The organism is Sediminicola luteus (genome assembly GCF_040566555.1).
Classification (GTDB): Bacteria; Bacteroidota; Bacteroidia; order Flavobacteriales; family Flavobacteriaceae; genus Sediminicola.
In genome coordinates this window covers 206,647-225,136 of the sequence record NZ_JBEWYP010000001.1, presented here as the reverse complement: position 1 = coordinate 225,136, position 18,490 = coordinate 206,647, and the positions used below count along the sequence as shown (strand labels likewise).

At 37.4% G+C, this 18,490-nt stretch carries 18 protein-coding genes and 1 tRNA gene; 13 read left to right on the top strand and 6 right to left on the bottom strand.

Translation table 11 applies throughout. From position 1 onward, the window contains the following. The 5 genes from ABXZ32_RS00945 (at nucleotide 1) to ABXZ32_RS00925 (ending at nucleotide 5,039) form a co-directional block, all read left to right on the top strand. Nucleotides 1–756 carry an SDR family NAD(P)-dependent oxidoreductase gene (locus tag ABXZ32_RS00945; protein ID WP_354616819.1) on the top strand — a complete coding sequence of 252 codons (756 nt, stop codon included), beginning with the start codon at nucleotides 1–3 and terminating at the stop codon, nucleotides 754–756. Nucleotides 757–774: 18 nt separating this feature from the next. Further along, nucleotides 775–1,797: a sugar kinase gene (locus ABXZ32_RS00940; protein ID WP_354616818.1), complete on the top strand. Its 1,023-nt coding sequence runs from the start codon at nucleotides 775–777 to the stop codon at nucleotides 1,795–1,797. 61 nt (nucleotides 1,798–1,858) lie between these two features. Beyond that, complete coding sequence (locus tag ABXZ32_RS00935; protein ID WP_354616817.1) at nucleotides 1,859–3,082, top strand: 6-phosphofructokinase; 1,224 nt, start codon at nucleotides 1,859–1,861, stop codon at nucleotides 3,080–3,082. 9 nt (nucleotides 3,083–3,091) lie between these two features. Then, nucleotides 3,092–3,760: a bifunctional 4-hydroxy-2-oxoglutarate aldolase/2-dehydro-3-deoxy-phosphogluconate aldolase gene (locus tag ABXZ32_RS00930; RefSeq protein ID WP_354616816.1), complete on the top strand. Its 669-nt coding sequence runs from the start codon at nucleotides 3,092–3,094 to the stop codon at nucleotides 3,758–3,760. 4 nt (nucleotides 3,761–3,764) lie between these two features. Beyond that, complete coding sequence (locus ABXZ32_RS00925; protein ID WP_354616815.1) at nucleotides 3,765–5,039, top strand: NRAMP family divalent metal transporter; 1,275 nt, start codon at nucleotides 3,765–3,767, stop codon at nucleotides 5,037–5,039. A 127-nt stretch (nucleotides 5,040–5,166) separates the two neighbouring features. Here ABXZ32_RS00925 and ABXZ32_RS00920 read toward each other — a convergent pair whose 3' ends face one another. The 4 genes from ABXZ32_RS00920 to ABXZ32_RS00905 form a co-directional block, all read right to left on the bottom strand. Next, nucleotides 5,167–6,006 carry a hypothetical protein gene (locus ABXZ32_RS00920; RefSeq protein ID WP_354616814.1) on the bottom strand — a complete coding sequence of 280 codons (840 nt, stop codon included), beginning with the start codon at nucleotides 6,004–6,006 and terminating at the stop codon, nucleotides 5,167–5,169. A gap of 331 nt (nucleotides 6,007–6,337) precedes the next feature. Next, nucleotides 6,338–6,790, bottom strand: a complete 453-nt coding sequence (locus tag ABXZ32_RS00915; protein WP_354616813.1) for a QcrA and Rieske domain-containing protein — start codon at nucleotides 6,788–6,790, stop codon at nucleotides 6,338–6,340. Nucleotides 6,791–6,815: 25 nt separating this feature from the next. Next, nucleotides 6,816–7,721 (bottom strand): DUF5777 family beta-barrel protein, encoded by a 906-nt coding sequence (locus ABXZ32_RS00910; protein ID WP_354616812.1) that lies wholly within the window; start codon nucleotides 7,719–7,721, stop codon nucleotides 6,816–6,818. Then, nucleotides 7,718–8,278: a YceI family protein gene (locus tag ABXZ32_RS00905; protein ID WP_354616811.1), complete on the bottom strand. Its 561-nt coding sequence runs from the start codon at nucleotides 8,276–8,278 to the stop codon at nucleotides 7,718–7,720. Before ABXZ32_RS00905 ends, ABXZ32_RS00910 begins: the two co-directional genes overlap by 4 nt. 297 nt (nucleotides 8,279–8,575) lie before the next feature. Here ABXZ32_RS00905 and ABXZ32_RS00900 point away from each other — a divergent pair. Beyond that, a tRNA-Pro gene (locus tag ABXZ32_RS00900) sits at nucleotides 8,576–8,652 on the top strand. Nucleotides 8,653–9,057: 405 nt separating this feature from the next. Here the strand turns inward: ABXZ32_RS00900 and ABXZ32_RS00895 are convergent. Continuing rightward, nucleotides 9,058–9,516 (bottom strand): ferritin-like domain-containing protein, encoded by a 459-nt coding sequence (locus ABXZ32_RS00895; RefSeq protein WP_354616810.1) that lies wholly within the window; start codon nucleotides 9,514–9,516, stop codon nucleotides 9,058–9,060. Nucleotides 9,517–9,539: 23 nt separating this feature from the next. After that, nucleotides 9,540–10,025, bottom strand: a complete 486-nt coding sequence (locus tag ABXZ32_RS00890; protein ID WP_354616809.1) for a YciE/YciF ferroxidase family protein — start codon at nucleotides 10,023–10,025, stop codon at nucleotides 9,540–9,542. Nucleotides 10,026–10,349: 324 nt separating this feature from the next. On the opposite strand from ABXZ32_RS00890, the gene ABXZ32_RS00885 reads away from it, so the two are divergent. The 7 genes from ABXZ32_RS00885 to ABXZ32_RS00855 all read left to right on the top strand — a co-directional run bounded on the left by ABXZ32_RS00885 (nucleotide 10,350) and on the right by ABXZ32_RS00855 (nucleotide 18,428). Beyond that, complete coding sequence (locus tag ABXZ32_RS00885) at nucleotides 10,350–10,859, top strand: hypothetical protein (RefSeq protein ID WP_354616808.1); 510 nt, start codon at nucleotides 10,350–10,352, stop codon at nucleotides 10,857–10,859. A gap of 507 nt (nucleotides 10,860–11,366) precedes the next feature. Next, nucleotides 11,367–13,007 (top strand): TldD/PmbA family protein, encoded by a 1,641-nt coding sequence (locus ABXZ32_RS00880; RefSeq protein WP_354616807.1) that lies wholly within the window; start codon nucleotides 11,367–11,369, stop codon nucleotides 13,005–13,007. A 29-nt stretch (nucleotides 13,008–13,036) separates the two neighbouring features. Further along, a complete protein-coding gene (locus tag ABXZ32_RS00875; RefSeq protein ID WP_354616806.1) occupies nucleotides 13,037–14,350 on the top strand; it encodes a TldD/PmbA family protein in 1,314 nt (437 codons plus the stop codon). Between the two features lie 249 nt (nucleotides 14,351–14,599). Further along, on the top strand, nucleotides 14,600–15,220 hold the full coding sequence (locus ABXZ32_RS00870) for a DUF4159 domain-containing protein (protein ID WP_354616805.1): 621 nt from the start codon (nucleotides 14,600–14,602) through the stop codon (nucleotides 15,218–15,220). A gap of 12 nt (nucleotides 15,221–15,232) precedes the next feature. Next, the gene (locus tag ABXZ32_RS00865) at nucleotides 15,233–16,246 is read left to right on the top strand and encodes an AAA family ATPase (RefSeq protein ID WP_354616804.1); all 1,014 of its coding nucleotides are present in this window, start codon (nucleotides 15,233–15,235) and stop codon (nucleotides 16,244–16,246) included. Next, nucleotides 16,247–17,143: a DUF58 domain-containing protein gene (locus ABXZ32_RS00860; protein WP_354616803.1), complete on the top strand. Its 897-nt coding sequence runs from the start codon at nucleotides 16,247–16,249 to the stop codon at nucleotides 17,141–17,143. Between the two features lies 1 nt (nucleotide 17,144). Beyond that, nucleotides 17,145–18,428 (top strand): BatA domain-containing protein, encoded by a 1,284-nt coding sequence (locus ABXZ32_RS00855; protein ID WP_354616802.1) that lies wholly within the window; start codon nucleotides 17,145–17,147, stop codon nucleotides 18,426–18,428. Nucleotides 18,429–18,490: the final 62 nt, after the last annotated feature.

The following is an 18,490-nucleotide window of genomic DNA, read 5'->3' as shown; positions in this document are numbered from 1 at the left end:
ATGAATGAATTGAAAGGAAAAGTAGCAGTAGTTACAGGAGGTTCAAGGGATATAGGAAAAGCAATATCCATTAAACTTGCAAAAGAAGGTGCACGGGTAGTTGTAAACTACCATAATTCTGAAGCTGGAGCAAAAGAAACTGTAGCGGAAATAAAATCTTTTGGGGGCGAAGCCATTGCCGTAAAAGCGGATATATCAAATTTAGCTGATATTAAGTCTTTAAAGGCAAAGGCAGTTGAAGCATTTGGAGATAAAATAGATATTTTGGTAAATAATGCTGGAGGTCTTTTTGCACGAAAAACATTACAAGAATTGGATGAGACATTTTATAACTTAGTTATGGATGTCAACTTTAAATCCACCGTTTTTGTAATGCAGGCATTTGAACCTTTAATGGGTAAAGGGGCATCTATCATCAATCTTTCTTCGCAAGCAGCAAGGGATGGTGGAGGAGGCGGATCTTCACTATACGCTTCATCCAAAGGGGCTGTAAGTACATTTACTAGATCAATGTCAAAAGAACTTGGACCTAAAGGCATTCGAGTTAATGCAGTAAATCCCGGAATGATTGCGACTAAATTTCATGATGATTTCACAAAGGATGAAGTAAGAACTAATGTTGCAAATGCCACACCTTTAAGACGTGAGGGCACAGCAGAAGAAGTTGCTGATTTGGTAGCGTATCTTGCTGGTGATGAATCTTCTTTCATGACAGGAAATAATGTTGACATTAACGGGGGTTTAGCTTTTAGTTAATAATGTAATTAAATACAAATGAATAAAGTAGTAACCTTTGGGGAAATGTTGTTGAGATTGTCCACGGAGAGACATTTACGGTTCTCACAAGCGGGAATGTATAGGTCTACCTATGCTGGAGGAGAATTCAATGTATCTGTCTCCTTGGCAAATTATGGTGTGGAAACAGAATTCATTACCAGGTTACCGGATAACGATATTGGTAAATGCGCCCTAATGGAAATGCGCAAATGTAATGTGAGTGCTGACCATGTGCTTTTAGGTGGAGAAAGATTGGGTATTTATTTTTTAGAGACCGGTGCGGGTACAAGGGGAAGCAAGGTAGTTTATGATAGGGCCCACAGTTCTCTATCTACTATCCAAACTGGAATGATAGACTGGCATAAGGTGTTTAAAGGAGCCACTTGGTTCCATTGGAGCGGGGTAACACCAGCAGTATCGGAAAGTGCGGCAGAGGTTTGTTTGGAGGCTATTAAAGTTGCCCACGAAATGGGCCTGACCATTTCCTCAGATCTCAACTATCGATCTAAATTGTGGAATTATGGTAAAGAGCCAGATCAGGTAATGCCAGAACTTTTAAAATATAGCAATGTTATATTGGGAGACTTGGATACCGCTTTTTTTATGTTGGGAAAGCAACAGCAGAACCCCGATTACCAGGACAAAGACACTTTGCCTAAATTATACGATATACTTTTTAAAGAATGTCCGGACCTACAAACGGTTGCCACAACATTACGTTATTCGGTTAGTGCCTCCCATCAAAAAATTGGTGGCGTGCTCTATGATGGCAAAGAACTGGTGACCGCAGCCATTAGGGAAGTGACCCCTGTGGTTGATAGGGTAGGGAGTGGAGATGCCTTTATGGGCGGACTCATATATGGTCTTCTTCAAAAAGGTTTTGATAAGGAGAAGGCACTTAATTTTGCCGTAGCGGCTTGTTGTTTAAAGCATACAATTGCAGGGGATTACAATTTGGCCACGATGGAAGAAGTAGAAAAGCTTGTGGCGGGTGATTCTTCGGGAAAAGTAACAAGGTAGATAGATATTAATATGTAAGGTGGCTAAACACACCTAGCTGGTCCTTTATAAATAATCATACATGTCTAAAAAAAAATCCATAATTATTCTTTGTGGCGGTGGTCCTGCTCCAGGTATTAATTCAGTTATCAGTACGGTTGCCAAAGCATTTTTAAAAGATGACTATAGGGTTTTAGGACTACACGAAGGGTTCAAGGGAATATTCGACGAAAATCCTAAAATCAAGGAATTTGATTTTTTTCATGCAGATCGCATATTCAGTAGAGGTGGCTCAACCTTAATTATGAGCCGTTTCAAACCAAAAAATGAAAAGCTGAATACCAAACTGTTCAAAGAAAACAATGTAAAACTGCTAGTCAGTATTGGAGGTGATGATACCGCTTCTACAGCTAATAGGATAACGGGGTATCTAAGGAAAGAAGGGATCGATATCTCAAATATTCACGTTCCCAAAACCATTGATAATGATCTGCCACTCCCTGACAGAAACCCTACATTTGGTTTTCATTCGGCCAAAGATGAAGGTGTTCGCATTGGAAATACGGCGTATGAAGATGCTAGGACAAGTCAAAATTGGTTTGTAATGTCAGCCATGGGTAGATCTGCAGGGCACTTAGCCTTCGGGATAGCTGCAAGTTGCCACTTTCCTATGATGGTCATACCTGAAATGTTTGATCGGACCAATATTACTTTTGATAAAGTAGTGCGTTTGGTCATTTCCTCCATGATCAAGAGAAAAATTAAGGACATTCATTACGGGGTAGCATTAATCAGTGAAGGGGTCTTCCATAATATGCCAAAGTCCGAATTGGATAAATGCGGGATAAGCTTTACGTATGATGCTCATGGACATCCTGAATTGGGAAATGTGAGTAAGGCGCATATCTTTAATATGCTCGTTCAGGAAAAACTGAAAGAACTGGATATTGATATAAAAAGCAGACCCGTTGAACTAGGTTATGAACTTCGTTGTTGCAGACCAATAGGCTTTGACCTTACCCTATGCACTGTCTTGGGGCTTGGGGTCAAGAAATTATTTGAGGAGGGAAAAAGCGGATGTATGGTAACCGCTAATTCCAGAGGGGAAATAACGCCTCTTTTTTTATCGGATATTCAAGATAAAGATGGGAAGATAGCGCCTCGTCTTGTGGAAATTAACTCAGAATTCGCACAGCTATGTTTTCAAAATCTATATTATTTGGAAGAAAGTGATCATGATGAAGCCCTGAGATATGTAAAAAACCCGTCGGAATATGATTTCAATAAAATTCTAACAGAAACATAATTAAGTAAAATGGCACAATATTCAAGAATAGAAGTAGCAAGTGTAATGAAGTCAACAGGGATGGTCCCGTTGTTCTACCATCCAGATATTGATTTGGGAAAAAAGGTATTGAAGGCTTGTTATGATGGTGGGGCCAGGCTTATGGAATTTACGGCGAGAGGGGATTTCGCCTTTGAAGTATTTTCCGAGCTAAACAAATATGCCATAAAAGAACTTCCAGGAATGATAATGGGAGTAGGCTCTATAACGGATGCCGCGGCAGCATCCCTTTACATGCAAATGGGTGCCAACTTTATCGTGACCCCTTCATTGAGGGAAGATATTGCCATTGTCTGTAACCGAAGAAAAGTTTTATGGTCTCCAGGATGTGCAACACTTACGGAAATCAACCGGGCAGAAGAACTGGGATGTGAAATTGTAAAGTTATTTCCTGGGGACATATACGGTCCCGAATTTGTAAAAGGTATAAAAGGTCCGCAACCTTGGACGAGTGTGATGCCTACAGGTGGGGTAAGCACCGAGGAGGCAAACCTGAAGGCTTGGTTTGGAGCCGGGGTAACTTGTGTCGGTCTGGGCTCAAAACTTATCAGCAAAGAAATTTTGGCCAACAAAGATTATAAAGGATTAGAAACTATAGTCCGTGAGACTTTGGCAAAAATCTCAAAACTGAGAAACTGAGCAAATGGAAGAATTAAAATCAAGTACTTCGATTTTAAAAAGATTTTTAGCTGTAGTCATAGGATTCGGCCCTGGAATATTTGCTATAGGATATACCATTGGAACAGGAAGCGTTACTTCGATGATTGTAGCCGGAAGCACCTATGGGATGCAACTGTTATGGGTGCTTTTACTCAGTTGTATTTTTTCAGGATTGTTGATGTATGCCTATGGAAATTTTGCTTTAATATCTGGCGAAACCGCTTTGTATAGCTTCAAAAGACACATAAAAGGCGGTAAAATCATCGCCATCTTAATTATTATAGGTATTTCATTCGGTCAATGGAATTCCCTAATGGGCATATTGGGGATTTCAGCAAATATTATCTATGAAATTTTATTCATCTATTTTCCACAATTAGAGGGCTTAAGATATGAAACAGTATTAGTGGTCGCAATCGTGGTGATCGCTATAATGTATGCGCTGCTTTTAGTAGGTAAGTACACGTTCTTCGAAAAGATATTGGTCATATTCGTTACCATAATGGGGCTTTCCTTTATAGTATCACTTTTTATGGTCTATCCCTTACCTCTTGAGGTTGTGCAAGGCTTGGTGCCTTCTGTTCCGGAAGTCGAAGGAGGTAATATGATGGTAGCTGCGTTTGTAGGTACTACAATGGCTGCAGCCACCTTCTTGTCCAGACCACTTTTTGTAAAAGGGAAAGGCTGGACCATTAAAAATCTGAAACAGCAAAAAAAGGATGCTATTATTGCGGCTTGTCTTGTATTTGTGATAAGCGGAGCGGTAATGGCGGTGGCTAGCGGGGCCTTGTTTCATCAAGGACAACCAGTCACAAAAGTTTTGGATATGGTAAATACCCTAGAGCCAGTAGCAGGTAAGTTTGCTTTAACGCTTTTCTTTTTTGGAACGCTAAGTGCAGGGCTATCATCCATATTTCCATGCTTGTTGATTGCCCCCATCTTATTGGCGGATTATCAATCAGGAGAATTGGATACCACTTCAAAACAATTCAAGATAATAACGGCTTTTGCCTGTTTGTTTGCCTTGATTGTACCAATTATGGGCGCCAATCCTATAGAGATGCAAATACTTTCACAGGTATTCAATGTATTTGTACTTCCCATTGTTATTGTGGGAATACTCTTGCTCATCAATAATAAGAAAATAATGAATGGTCATAAAACAAGCCTGTTGATAAATTTAGGTTTGGCCACATCACTACTTTTTGCTTTGCTGATTTCTTATAATGGGGTTATGGGATTAATGGTATACTTCTAATAATGGGTTCTAAGTATTTTAGATTTAAATAGTGGTAATTAAATCTAATATTGATTTTCACTACTTATTTGAAGCCAATTTCCATCATGAGTTCCTTAATTAAAGCGTCATGAGCTTCATATTTGAATTAAAAAACAACCTTATATTCTAAACCATAACCTAAACCATAATTATCACTAGAGAGATAGTCATTAATGCGATATTCCAAAACAACATACAGTTGATCAACCACCCTAAATCCCAATTGGTGTTCGGATACCCAGTCAAATGCAATGCCTCCACCTTCTAAGTACTGAATGTTCTGATCAGCGAATCCTCCCAAATAAAGACGGTTGTGGAAGAATTTAGGGGCAATACCAATTCTATACGCATGTTCCAATTGCGTCATAAATTTTGTATTCTCTTTTCTTCGAAATTGAACTATCATGGTATTTAGGGCGTAACCCATGTTCATTTTTTTAAAGATGGAAGCCAGTTTGGATGTGTTGCTCACTTTCCATCGTAATCCAAATCTTAAATCATCATTATCTGGGCCATCTCGTAAAGCATATTGTGTGGTTAGGTCAAGTGGAAGGTTCTTACCAAGTGACCATCGTAAATTATGTTCCGAATAGGTAGATTCCAAATCAAAGGAATATTTTGCACTCTGATAATTGGTCATGGAAAAGAACTGGAGTCTGTTGGAAATATTCGCTAGAATATTATATGTCAAAACACTGTATTCCCTAGTGTCATAGTAAACGTTGAAGTCTATAAAACCTGTAACAGGTTCTTTTACTTTCTTTTCTTGGGCTGTAGAAACTAAAAATACCAAGAGAAAAAATAGTGAAGCCGTCATGCCTTTTTTGGTAGTAAAAGATGTTACATTACTCTTTGACCTTCTATTACCTATTCCATTTTTAAAGTAGGTTGCGTTTTTTTGGACATAATTGATGAATGGTTCTTGAGTATTGGATTGAAGAATCATTTATAATTCGGTTGGGGGATTTTTAATAAGCGCATGGAAAACTATAATTCCAAAAAGATATTTAAAAAATATAGGAAAGGAAATTTATTCAGTTATCCTAATGCTAAAGATTACAGTTGCTGTAAAAATTCGCATATAATTTATATAACAGTTCTTTTAACAGAATATTGTTAGTTGATGTACAGTACTAGTGTTATGGAGAAAGGAAACCCTAACTAAAGGGCATACAATTTAGGTCTGCATCTAGTAAGGCGCCACCAAATAATTCATAGGAATTTATGTCCGATTATGATACACATAAGGACAAGGGATTTAGGATGGCAAAGCAGCTTTAACTTAAAGTTGCAGTTAAAGTATCTCCACTAATAGTTATGGGATATACCTTTAATTCTCTGGTATTTCCTGTAGTATTTTGGGGCCCCTGAACTATTGCACCATTTGGGGTGTATTGTGCAAAATGTAGCTGGCATTCAATGATTCCATTGTTTTGTTCCCAGACCAAGGAACCACCTTGATGTGGACAAACAGCCTCTGTGGCCACAAAATCACTAGGTGTATTTCCAGATCCAATTCTAAAAAATAAGATCGAACTTTTTTTAGTCTGGTCACCTATATTAGCTATGCTAGAAATGGCAATACTTACCATTGTAGGTCCACCACCATTTCCGGGCGGATCAACAGTTGGACTCTCATCACCCGAGCTACAGCTGGCCAACATACAAGAACCCGAACAAACCAGTAGGACTCCTGCTCCCATTGAATTTATAAACTCTTCTCGTCTCATGGTATTTGATTTTAATGAATTAATACTAATCTATTTCTTTAGGTCCAAGATTAAAGTTTCTTGATATTGCAAAACCAAATCGAACACCCCCATCGGACCAACTTTTAGTAGTGTTCGGTATAAAGTTGTTTGTAGTGATATATTGGGAATTTTGAAAATTAAGGCTAAAAACATGTCCGCCTGTTTCTAATTCTATACCAATCCCTAATGGATTATAGTAAGATGTGGACAAATCATCAGGTCTACTCAATCCATTTACAATTGTGTAATCGGCTATTAGGGAAATTCGCTTAAATACTTTTACCCTTCCTCCAATCCCAATAGAAAATAGATTCTTAGTGTCTCCTACATCCTCTATCTGATCTTCAGTTCTAATTAAGTAGCCTGGACTTACCAAAAATGAAACAGAGGGACTAAATTTCCTAGCAAAAATAGCCTGAAAAAAATGAGAAATCCGGTCAGACCCATTGGAGAATTCATTGTTGAAAAATGGTTCTCTAGTAATAAAACTGCTCTGTTCAAATAATGTAATCGAAATGGGAAAAGTCTCTTCTTTCTGCGATACCAAGCGATATTTAACCAATGTGTTATAAGTTTCATTGAACTTACTTCTGCCTATCCCAATTGTAAGGTCATCAGTTATGCCATAATCGAAACCCAAATAAAGATCGGTAGCTACATCAAGGCCAAATAAGGTATGTGAACCACCAAAATCTCCACCGATATCACCAAATCTATGTCCCACCCAAAAGGCGAGATTTTTGGCTTTCTGGGTTTCATTTGTTTCAAGTAGGACTAATTTAGGGCTTTTGAATGTAGCCTGAATTTTGTAGTCCTTTTCAGTTGAAATTTGGTCCATTACACTATCAATATCCTGGGCACTGGAGCAATTGAAAGCAATGATAAATATGAATAAATATAAATTTTTCATTTTGAAACGATTTGATAAGTTGCATTGACATTGACATCAATAATTTCAGCAATATTTTGCCATAGTATTCTGGGTATTTTAATATTATGATCCTCACATTTGACTTGAAAATCTGATTCTAATACCAAAGTGTTGCCATCAATTAATTTAATGGTTGTCTTTAACTCCCGTTCTTTTGTTACTCCATGAACTGTGAAGTCGCCTTTGAATACAACCTCCTGATTATCAATCGAAGTTATATCTATAGGAACCATACTTATACCCTTAAATTCAGCAGTGGGGTATTTTTCACTTTCCATATAATTTTCGTTGAAATGTTCTTGCATTAATGACTTTTTAAATTGAAATGATCTAATGTCAATTTTAAATAAAATTTCTCCAGTACTACTATTTATGACAGATATACCTTCGGGGGATTTAGCCTTAATATCTTCTAAAGGGGTTTTGGAAAAAAAGGAAATTTGGGCAGAAGATGTTTGGAAAAATTGCCCATTTACTGGAGAAATCCAAAAAATGATAAAAAGTACCAAAATCTTATAATAGATTGAATATCTCATAATTACTTTATTGCGTTGGGGTATCGTAATCAGTCAGCTATTTAAATTTAATCAATTTATATCATATTCTATAAAAAAACCATCAGTCATCAGGCGATTATGTGGTTACAAGGTGTTGTTTTTTGCTTGTATTACTCTCATTTAACCTAACTCTAGTTTTTTAAACAGAACAATAATCATAAAAGTAACAGTTTTCACAATGATGTTGTTTACCATTTTATTTTATATTAATTAGTCTTATATTTGCACGCTTATTGAGGTAAAAGATGTTTGCCTTTTTAATAATTAGGATTATTTCGGGATGTAGCGCAGCCCGGTAGCGTACACGCCTGGGGGGCGTGGGGTCGCAGGTTCAAATCCTGTCATCCCGACCAAGCAGAAAAGTGATTTGCATTTGCAAATCACTTTTTTTATTTCAACGAGTTTCAAAACGAAGTTTTGGTTAACGAGGGGATATAAAAAAGTGGTAGGGCGCCAGCCTTCACTTTTCTATTTGCACTGAGGGTTCATTGGGATTCTCCAAATCCTGTTATGGCTAGCGAGTTTCAAAACGAAGTTTTGGTTAACGAGGGGATATAAAAAAAGTGGCAGGGCGCCAGCCTTCACTTTTCTATTTGCACCGAGGGTTCATTGGGATTCTCCAAATCCTGTTTAGGAATAGAAGATGTAATAATAGAGAGGGACCTATTGGACTGCTTAATTTAAGAAATGCCGTTCAGATTCTGAACGGCATTCTAAAAGTGGGAACACCAACTCTTTCCCAAAACCTCTACATAAGACTATAGGGCTTCGCTCAAGTCTTCCAATCTTTGATTTTTAGAAATATCCATTAGGATTTTTTCTCGTTGTTCGTTCAATAGAAACCGAAGACCGGCAGGAAGGTGCTTGTAATCCAAAACATCATCGTACTCTTCAACTGCCGCCTTATCACCTCTAATAGACTCCTCCAACATGGACTCGTCATCGTCAGCTGAAAATAATGTTTTCACATCCATCCATGTTCTGTGAATTGTTCCTGAAAACGACCCGGTAGCATCAAATTCGGAATATGCCGTTTGAATTTCTGAGAGTAATCTAGCGTTGAACTCTTGGCGCTCCCCCGATTTTTTTCTGAAAAAGGTCTGTAATCGGGCATCCTTGGCATTTTCGGCAGCCTTGGCAAACCCTTTTTCAGCATCCCTGTTCTTTTTTAAAATTTCTCGAATTACAGAGTAGATTTCATTTTTTGATGTTTCCATGATGCTCAATTAATTTATGGAAATTAAGCTATCGCTTTTTTATTCAATCTCGATTCGGCTAAACCGTCGAGGGTCTCATCTGCTTTATACTCTTGATCCAAGATTTTTTGAAGCATTTTTGCAATTTCCTTATGTCCTAATTCCTTTGCAAAACGAACCGCCGTACCATATCCTGAAATTTCATAATGTTCTACCCGTTGAGCTTCCGCGATAAGTCCGGCATCCATTACTTCTTCCCCTTCGGCTTCCTTAATAAAGCCTTCGGCCTCTTCAATAAGTCCCGCCATGGCTTTGCACTTTTCTCCTCCAGGTTTAATCTCCAATTTCTTGCAAATTTCCTCTAAAGTGGTTTTTTGTTCTTCTGTCTCCTTTAGATGACTTTCGAATGCGCTTTTTAGTTTCTTGTCAGTGGCATTTTTGACCATTTTGGGCAGTGCTTTTATCAATTGGGATTCGGCACTGTAAAGGTCTTTTAACTGATGTTCGAAAAGATCTTGTAAATTTTTCATATTGAGAATTTTTAGATTTTATTTTTAATGAAATTACCTCACAAAAAAAATGGGGAGTAGCACAAAAGAAATTTGTTTTGACACAAAAGATTTTACATTTCATATAAGTTTGGTACCACAATATTTGCCTTTTCTTCATCTTAAATAGTTGCGTTAAAAATTCTAAACCATCAATCGTAAACAAAATATAGGAGGACAAGAGCCTTTACTATTATATTTGCAAAAAAAAACTATAAAGACTCCATTAATCCTTTATGTATATATGGAGTCTATGATAAAAATATCTTCCAAATTAAGGAGGGGATATATTAAATAAGATTTAAAATGAGAATGACAACGGGGTTAAGGATGCGAATCATCCATCGTTATTTAGGATTTTTTCTAGCAGGTATTATGGCGATGTATGCCATTAGTGGGATTATCATGATCTATCGCAATACAGATTTTCTAAAACACGATGTAGTGGTAGAGAAAGAGCTAAATCCAAATTTATCTGTAGAGCAGGTGGGTTCTGAACTAAAGATTAAAGGGTTTAAGCCCCAAAAAACAGAGGGAAATATCCTTTATTTTGAAAAAGGAAACTATAATATAGAGACAGGCTTGGCCACCTATACCAAAAAGGAACTTCCAATGATCCTTGATAAAATGGAACACTTGCACAAAGCCACCACCAATAGTCCGGTGTATTGGTTGAATATCTTTTTTGGAGTCTCCTTATTGTTCTTTGTTATTTCGGCATTTTGGATGTTTATGCCCAAAACCACAGTTTTTAAAAAGGGTGTTCTTTTTTCTTTAGCAGGTATTGTGGTGACCCTGATCCTATTATTTGTTTAATAGTTTAAGTATTCTCCATTTTCATATTTTCTTAAATGCTAAAGAGTGATGCAGTCCATCACTCTTTAGTTGTTCTAATTCCGTATTCAATTAGTTGTAATGCATGGCAATTTCCTCCCAATGGCCCACAATCTTAACGGAATCCTTCATTGAGAGTTTTGAGCCTCCTTGCTCGTCTGCAATACTTTAAGTGTCCCAAGGAAGAATTATAAAATTTCAGGAGAAGGGGTAACCATGATTTTTCTTGGATTACATTAAATAATTCTGATAAGCTTTAATGCTAATTTGAAATACTTCGATGAATTCATTGAACACCTATTTAGTCAAAATGTAGACTGTTAAAGTTTATATAATATTTTGATTGGTGTAAATCACACTTCTAAAAAATTAATCCTTTTACTTATCTTGTACCCTAGGCGTCTGTGTATAAATATATTATTTAATGTTTACCTAAACCTGTTTATACATATTGCAGGCATGGCCTGAAATAACCAAAAACAACAGAACATGAAAAGAAGAAATTTTGTGCAGTTGTCCAGCTTGGGGGCAGGAGCACTTTTAATACCTAACTTAATGATGGGTAATAATATTCACGCTGAGGCGCTATTAGAGCCTGGTATGGATATTATTGTAAAAAAGAGAATGGCTGATGTTGCCTTAAATACGGCAAAGTCTTTAGGAGCCACTTATGCCGATGCTAGAATTGGAAGGTACCTTAACCAATATGTTTTTACACGCGAGGATAAGGTGCAGAATGTAGTAAACACAGAGTCGTTCGGAATAGGCATAAGAGTCATTGCGAATGGCACATGGGGTTTTGCATCAACCAATGATGTTTCTGAAGAGGGCATTAAAAAAGCCACACAACAGGCTGTTGCAATAGCAAAGGCTAATTCAAAATTTCAAAAGGAACCGGTAATTCTTGCACCAGAGGCTTCTTATGGTGAGGTTTCATGGAAAACACCGATTAAAAAGGACTTTAAAGCTGTGCCTATTTCTGAAAAAGTAGATCTTTTGCTTACTGCAAATGCTGCTGCGCTGAATAATGGTGCCAACTTTGTGAATTCAGGACTCTTTATGGTCAATGAACAAAAATATTTTGCTTCCACTGAGGGGTCCTATATTGATCAAGACGTGCATCGTATTTGGCCAACTTTTGGAGTTACCGCGGTAGACCAAGCTGCAGGAAAATTCAAGACCAGAGATGCTATGAGTAGTCCCATGGGTATGGGATATGAATATATGGATGGTCTGGCTTCAGAAAAATTAGTTGGTGCGGCCGGTTTAACCCTCTACCGTAATAGTTATGATATGGTAGAAGACGCAACTATAGCAGCCAAACAAGCAAAGGAAATGCTTTCAGCAAAATCTGTTGAACCTGGTAAATATGATCTAGTCTTAGAACCAAACCATTTAGGTCTTACGATCCACGAATCTGTTGGACACCCTACGGAACTTGATCGCGTTTTGGGCTATGAGGCTAACTATGCAGGTACGAGTTTTGCTACCATTGATAAATGGAAATCCGGTAATTTTAAATATGGCAGCGATATAGTAAATATTGTAGCAGATAAGACACAGGTAGGATCCCTAGGTGCTGTAGGATATGATGATGAAGGGGTTAAATGTAAACAATGGGATATTATTAGAAATGGTGTTTTAGTGAATTATCAGGCAATTCGTGATCAGGTAAAAATGATCGATCAGAATGAATCCCATGGGTGCTGTTATGCGCAAAGTTGGAACGATGTGCAATTCCAAAGAATGCCAAATATTTCATTGGAAGCAGGAAAAGATCCTTACTCGGTTAGTGAGATGATCAAGGATGTTGAAAAAGGAATTTATATAGCGGGTAGAGGTTCATATTCCATTGATCAGCAACGATACAACTTTCAATTTGGAGGCACGGTATTTTATGAGATAAAAGAAGGAAAAATTGTAGGAATGTTGAATGATGTGGCTTATCAATCCAATACACAAGAATTTTGGAATTCTTGTGTTAAAATCTGTGATAAGGATGATTACCGAATGTTCGGTTCATTTTTTGACGGTAAAGGTCAGCCTTCCCAAGTAAGCGCTGTTTCCCATGGTAGTTCAACCTCAAGGTTCAACAATATCAATGTAATTAATACAGGTAGAACCGTTTAATCTTAGTCTCACTATTAATATTCATTACAATGGCAATATATACAGAAGAAGAAGCAAGAAAAATCATGGAAAAAGCATTGAGCTTTTCCACGGCAGATGCTTGCGTAATAAACTTACAAGGCAGTGAAAGTGGTAATATTCGGTATGCAAGAAATTCGGTTTCCACATCGGGTCATCGCTCCAATCAGACCTTAGTTGTTCAGTCCAATTTTGGTAAAAAATCAGGAACTGCAACAATAGATGAATTTGATGATGCCTCTTTACAAAGAGTGGTGGCTAGAGCTGAAGAATTAGCCAAACTATCTCCCGAAAATTCTGAGTTTATGGAGCCATTAGGCCCACAAGTTTATGATAAGGCAATCAATTATGTTGAAGCTACTGCAAACATAACCCCGGAGTATAGGGCAAATGTGGCAAATAGCAGTATAGAACCTGCTGTAGCAAGTGATGTTACCGCTGCGGGCTTTTTAGATGATTCTGCAGGTTTTGAGGCAATTCTCAATTCTAAAGGACTTTTTGCATACAACAAGGCAACCAATTTAGAGTTTACCGTAACCATGAGAACCAATGATGGTACTGGCTCTGGATGGGTCACAAGAGATTTTAATGATGTTACTAAATTTGATGCCGCAGAGGCTTCTAAGGTGGCCATCTCAAAATCGGTTATGTCACGCGAAGCCAAAGCAATAGAGCCGGGGAAATATACCGTGATATTGGAACCTTCTGCAGGTTTGGGGTTGTTAAGTGGCTTAGGAAGAGCAATTGATGCCCGGCAAGCCGATGAAGGACGTAGTTTTATGTCCAAAGAAGGGAGCACGAAGATGGGGGATAAAATAGTTGACGAACGGGTAAATCTCTGGTCTGACCCATTAAATACAGAAGTTCCCGTAGCAACGTGGAATGGAGAAGGACAACCTCTAAAGAAAACGGAATGGATAAAGAACGGGGTTGTAAAAAATCTTGCTTATACCCGCTTTTGGGCAGAAAAAAAGGGAGTTGAGCCAGTTCCATACCCTAGTAATTTAATTATGGGTGGAGGTGATGCTTCACTGGAAGATCTAATAAAAAGCACTAAAAAGGGAATTTTGGTTACGCGCTTATGGTACATCAGATCAGTTGATCCACAAACACTGCTCTACACTGGATTAACCCGTGACGGTACTTTTTACATTGAGAATGGTGCCATTAAATATCCGGTAAAGAACTTTAGATTTAATGAAAGCCCAATCATCATGCTCAATAATTTGGAAACGCTGGGTAAGCAGGTTCGAGTTGAAGGTAATTTGATTCCCTATATGAAAATTAGAGATTTTACATTTACCAGCTTGTCCGATGCAGTTTAGCACATAGAATAGTAATATAATTGGTTGTTTTGAGTAAATCAGAACAACCAATTTTTATATTAATCTACATTATAAGGACATTCGTAATATTATTGCCATTTGAAATCAGTGCATATTATTGTGGGTCAATACCGCCATGTTCTGCATGGGTCATGATGCCTGAATACTTAATAAATATTATATGTCGTTTTGCTTTCAATGCTTATCACAATAGTCTTATATAATGAGGAATTAAAATTGGATTGATTAGTGGGAAATGCTTTTTTTTTTACAAGGTTACAATATGAATCGGGGGATTGGGATGTGGATCAACGTATGCCATCCAATCTGCTCAATTCGCTTGTAGAGTATACTACGCTTGCAGTTGATACCAAAGAAAATATTATTGCGCTTTCAAGTGATGATATTTTCAAATGTCCGTTTTGTTACCTCTCTGGTCATAAATTGGTGCAATTCACCAAGAAGGAAAAAGAGAATTTTAAAAAGTACATCACTAATGGCGGGTTTGTTTTTGTTGATGATTGTAACCATGATATCGATGGACTTTTTGCAAAATCGTTTGAACGCCAAATGGATGATATTTTTGGGGAGGATGCCCTAAAAAAAATCCCAAACAATCATGAGATTTATACCATATTTTTTGAATTTGAAGACGGACCACCAACCACTTCACAGGAATTAAATGGATGGGGAGATGATTTGGTTCACGAATATTTAAAGGCCATAGAAATAAATGGGAGGATTGGGGTTCTTTATAGCAATAAAGACTATGGTTGCGAGTGGGATTACGATTTTAGAAATAAACGTTGGTACAAAATAGATAATACCCGTTTTGGGGTCAATATAGTGATGTATGCACTTACATCGTAAAAGATATAATTGATGGAGAAACATTTGATTGAAATAAAAAATGAGCTGGAAGTATTGACTGCCAAACTTACAGATGTAAAAAAGGAAATTGGCAAAATCATTATAGGACAGGAAGAAACAATCGAGCAGTTACTTATTGCTTTTCTAGCGGGCGGGCATGCTTTGTTGGAAGGGGTTCCAGGTCTTGCAAAAACGTTGATGATTAAAACCTTGTCCCAGGCTGTTGATTTGAAATTTAAACGCATTCAGTTCACTCCGGATCTAATGCCTTCTGATATTGTAGGCACCGAAATTTTGGAAGAAGACCATACAACGGGAAAAAAATTCTTTCAATTTAATAAAGGGCCAATTTTTGCCAATATCATCCTTGCCGATGAAATTAACAGAACGCCACCTAAGACACAAGCAGCCTTATTAGAAGCAATGCAAGAGTTTGAAGTCACCTATTCAGGAAAGACTTATGCTTTAGACAGACCTTTTTTTATGTTGGCTACCCAAAATCCTATTGAACAGTCGGGAACATTTCCTTTACCGGAAGCTCAGCAAGATCGTTTTCTGTTTTACATTAAAATAGGATATCCTACAGCTGCAGAAGAAAAAGGTATATTGAAAAATACCACAGGAGTAAAAAAGGAGAACGTTAAGAAGGTGATTACTGGGGCCGAAATTCTACGCTTGCAGGAGTTGGTACGTGAAGTATATATTAGTGATGATCTTATTGATTTTGTGAGCACGATAGTGCGATCTACAAGACCGGAAACAACAACCAATGCATATGTGCAGGAGTGGGTAAGTTGGGGTGCCGGACCACGTGCAGGACAGGCTATGATACTTACAGCGAAGGCCCGCGCTTTACAATTTGGACGCATGTCTGTAACGTTGGATGATTTAAAACATGTTGCACTTCCCGTATTAAGACATCGAATAATTATTAATTTCAGAGCAGAAGCAGAGGGAATTAACTCAGACATGGTGACAGATCATTTACTGATGAATACAGATATCCCTTCTAAAGTAAAACGCTAAGTGGACAAAGATTACAGACAGTTATTCAAACCGAGTATTATCAATAGTATTTCTGGACTTTCTTTGATTGCCAGGGTTATTGTTGATGGATATCTTTCTGGTCTTAATAAAAGTCGGAGGGTAGGAGTGGGACATGAGTTTAGTCAATATAGAGGATACGAATCTGGCGATGATTTGCGATTATTGGATTGGAAGATGTTTGCGCGTTCCGGGAGATATTATATAAAGCAATCTGAACTCGACACGCATATTTCTGTAAAGTTTGTAATTGATGCTAGTAAATCAATGATCTATACTGAGGATGGGTTGTCAAAATTAGATTATGTAAAAGTTATGGTAGCATCATTGGCACACCTCGCTCACGATCAAGGGGATGCCATTGGGCTTTATGCGTTAAATACAAACCGCTTAATAAGTCTTCAACCGAAAGTTCATAAACAACAATATAAGCGGTTTTTACATGAGCTTATCAATTTGAAAGGTGATGGAATATGGCCATCAAGCACAGTCAATTTTGATCAATTTCATGATAGGAGTCGAAAAGAATTGGTGTTTTTCATTACAGATATGTATGAAAATGATACGGAACTGACTAGGATGATCAAAAGTTTGAAGACGAAGAGAAACGAAGTTGTTGTTTTGCAAATTATGGGTAAAAAAGAACTCCAATTCAACTATAAAGGATTTGTGGTTTTTGAAGATTTGGAGTCAGGCGCTAAAGTAAAAGTAGAAGCCAAACAGGCAAAAAGCATTTATTTAAGTGAACTTAATACGATGATGAGTGCCACTAAAGATATGTTGTTGTCCAATAATATTGGATATCAACTGTTTACACTCGATGAACCCTTGGGAGAAGCATTACAACTATTTTTAAAGCAACGAAGTTTTTTAATGTAAAATGACTTTTCTTAATCCTACATATTTATGGGCTTTACTGGGGATTTTTATTCCCATAGTGATTCATTTATGGAATAGAAAAAAGGTACTGACAATTAAGGTAGGAAGCATTAAATTGCTAAAAGAATCGGAACCTAAACGCACGAGCAGTATCCGTCCAAACGAATGGTGGTTGCTTTTGCTTAGAATAGCGATGATTACGTTATTGGTATTTATACTTGGGGAGCCTATTTTTAAGAGTAAGGATAACAAAGAATCACTTACCTACATTATAGAACCTGAATTACTCCATTTAAAAAGTATGCAGCAGCTGCTCGATAGCGTTCCTATAAATGCTCAACGCGTCATGGCAAAGGGTTTTCCAAATGTGGAGGACTATAATATACAAACTGCAAAGACCCATGTTCCTAAGTATTGGCAAATGGCCCAAGAAATGGAAAATTTAGCAACAGATAGTATTATTGTATTTACAAGAGGTCTAGTTTCGGGAATACGCGGAATGAGACCAACGATCCACCAACGTATCAACTGGATGGTCATGGACACTGCAGAAGATACAACGGCACTGGTTGAAGCTACAATGCATAAGGATAGTGTTGAATTACTTTCCATTGCTAGTGATAGCAAAAGCATGACATACAATACCACAAGAATTTCTAAACTCAATAAAGAAATTAGAGTAAACAATCCCAAAGATAGTATCCTGGTTAATGGAAACTGGATTCCATTAAAAATTGCTAATCCATTGAAAGTATTGATTGTTGCTGATGACAGCCTTACTACAGAATTAAAATATTTAAAGTCGGCCTACAGGGCAGTAGGTAAATTTCTGAATAGCCCTATCGAAATTAACAGTGTCAAAGAAATTGATACTTTGGATTTGGAGGCCTATGCCACTTTGGTTTGGTTCAGTAAGGAAAAGCTTAAAAAAAATTCTATAAATACAATATTCTATCGACCGGATTCTTTGGCAAACCGGTTAATTGTACAAGGTGATTCAAAGAGTACATTCTTTTTGACAGCACCTCTCAACAGCGAGAATATCATTACTGAACATCTACCTGAAAAATTATTGGAGCTACTTTCTTTACATGAAGTTGTAACGGAAAAAGCAAGTGACTATGATCTGAGAATAATGGATTCTAGTGAGCTACAAACCTTGTCTTTCGAGGTAAAGAAGGATAAAAAATATTCTAAAAATTATGATATCACTATTTGGAATTGGCTATTGCTAGTCATTTTTATGGTCGTTGAACGAATCCTTGCTAAATATAGAAGACAATGATCGATTCGGGAAAACATATAGTGGTACGCTTTAGAAAACGATGGCAATTGTTGGAATTATTT

Bases quoted from the DNA above. Each gene is read 5' to 3' on its own strand.
- ABXZ32_RS00905 (WP_354616811.1), bottom strand. From the start codon at position 8,278: ATGAGATATTCAATCTATTATAAGATTTTGGTACTTTTTATCATTTTT.
- ABXZ32_RS00915 (WP_354616813.1), bottom strand. From the start codon at position 6,790: ATGAGACGAGAAGAGTTTATAAATTCAATGGGAGCAGGAGTCCTACTG.
- ABXZ32_RS00885 (WP_354616808.1), top strand. From the start codon at position 10,350: ATGAGAATGACAACGGGGTTAAGGATGCGAATCATCCATCGTTATTTA.
- ABXZ32_RS00910 (WP_354616812.1), bottom strand. From the start codon at position 7,721: ATGAAAAATTTATATTTATTCATATTTATCATTGCTTTCAATTGCTCC.
- ABXZ32_RS00865 (WP_354616804.1), top strand. From the start codon at position 15,233: ATGGAGAAACATTTGATTGAAATAAAAAATGAGCTGGAAGTATTGACT.
- ABXZ32_RS00935 (WP_354616817.1), top strand. From the start codon at position 1,859: ATGTCTAAAAAAAAATCCATAATTATTCTTTGTGGCGGTGGTCCTGCT.
- ABXZ32_RS00895 (WP_354616810.1), bottom strand. From the start codon at position 9,516: ATGGAAACATCAAAAAATGAAATCTACTCTGTAATTCGAGAAATTTTA.
- ABXZ32_RS00875 (WP_354616806.1), top strand. From the start codon at position 13,037: ATGGCAATATATACAGAAGAAGAAGCAAGAAAAATCATGGAAAAAGCA.
- ABXZ32_RS00925 (WP_354616815.1), top strand. From the start codon at position 3,765: ATGGAAGAATTAAAATCAAGTACTTCGATTTTAAAAAGATTTTTAGCT.
- ABXZ32_RS00940 (WP_354616818.1), top strand. From the start codon at position 775: ATGAATAAAGTAGTAACCTTTGGGGAAATGTTGTTGAGATTGTCCACG.
- ABXZ32_RS00945 (WP_354616819.1), top strand. From the start codon at position 1: ATGAATGAATTGAAAGGAAAAGTAGCAGTAGTTACAGGAGGTTCAAGG.
- ABXZ32_RS00930 (WP_354616816.1), top strand. From the start codon at position 3,092: ATGGCACAATATTCAAGAATAGAAGTAGCAAGTGTAATGAAGTCAACA.
- ABXZ32_RS00880 (WP_354616807.1), top strand. From the start codon at position 11,367: ATGAAAAGAAGAAATTTTGTGCAGTTGTCCAGCTTGGGGGCAGGAGCA.
- ABXZ32_RS00855 (WP_354616802.1), top strand. From the start codon at position 17,145: ATGACTTTTCTTAATCCTACATATTTATGGGCTTTACTGGGGATTTTT.
- ABXZ32_RS00920 (WP_354616814.1), bottom strand. From the start codon at position 6,006: ATGATTCTTCAATCCAATACTCAAGAACCATTCATCAATTATGTCCAA.
- ABXZ32_RS00890 (WP_354616809.1), bottom strand. From the start codon at position 10,025: ATGAAAAATTTACAAGATCTTTTCGAACATCAGTTAAAAGACCTTTAC.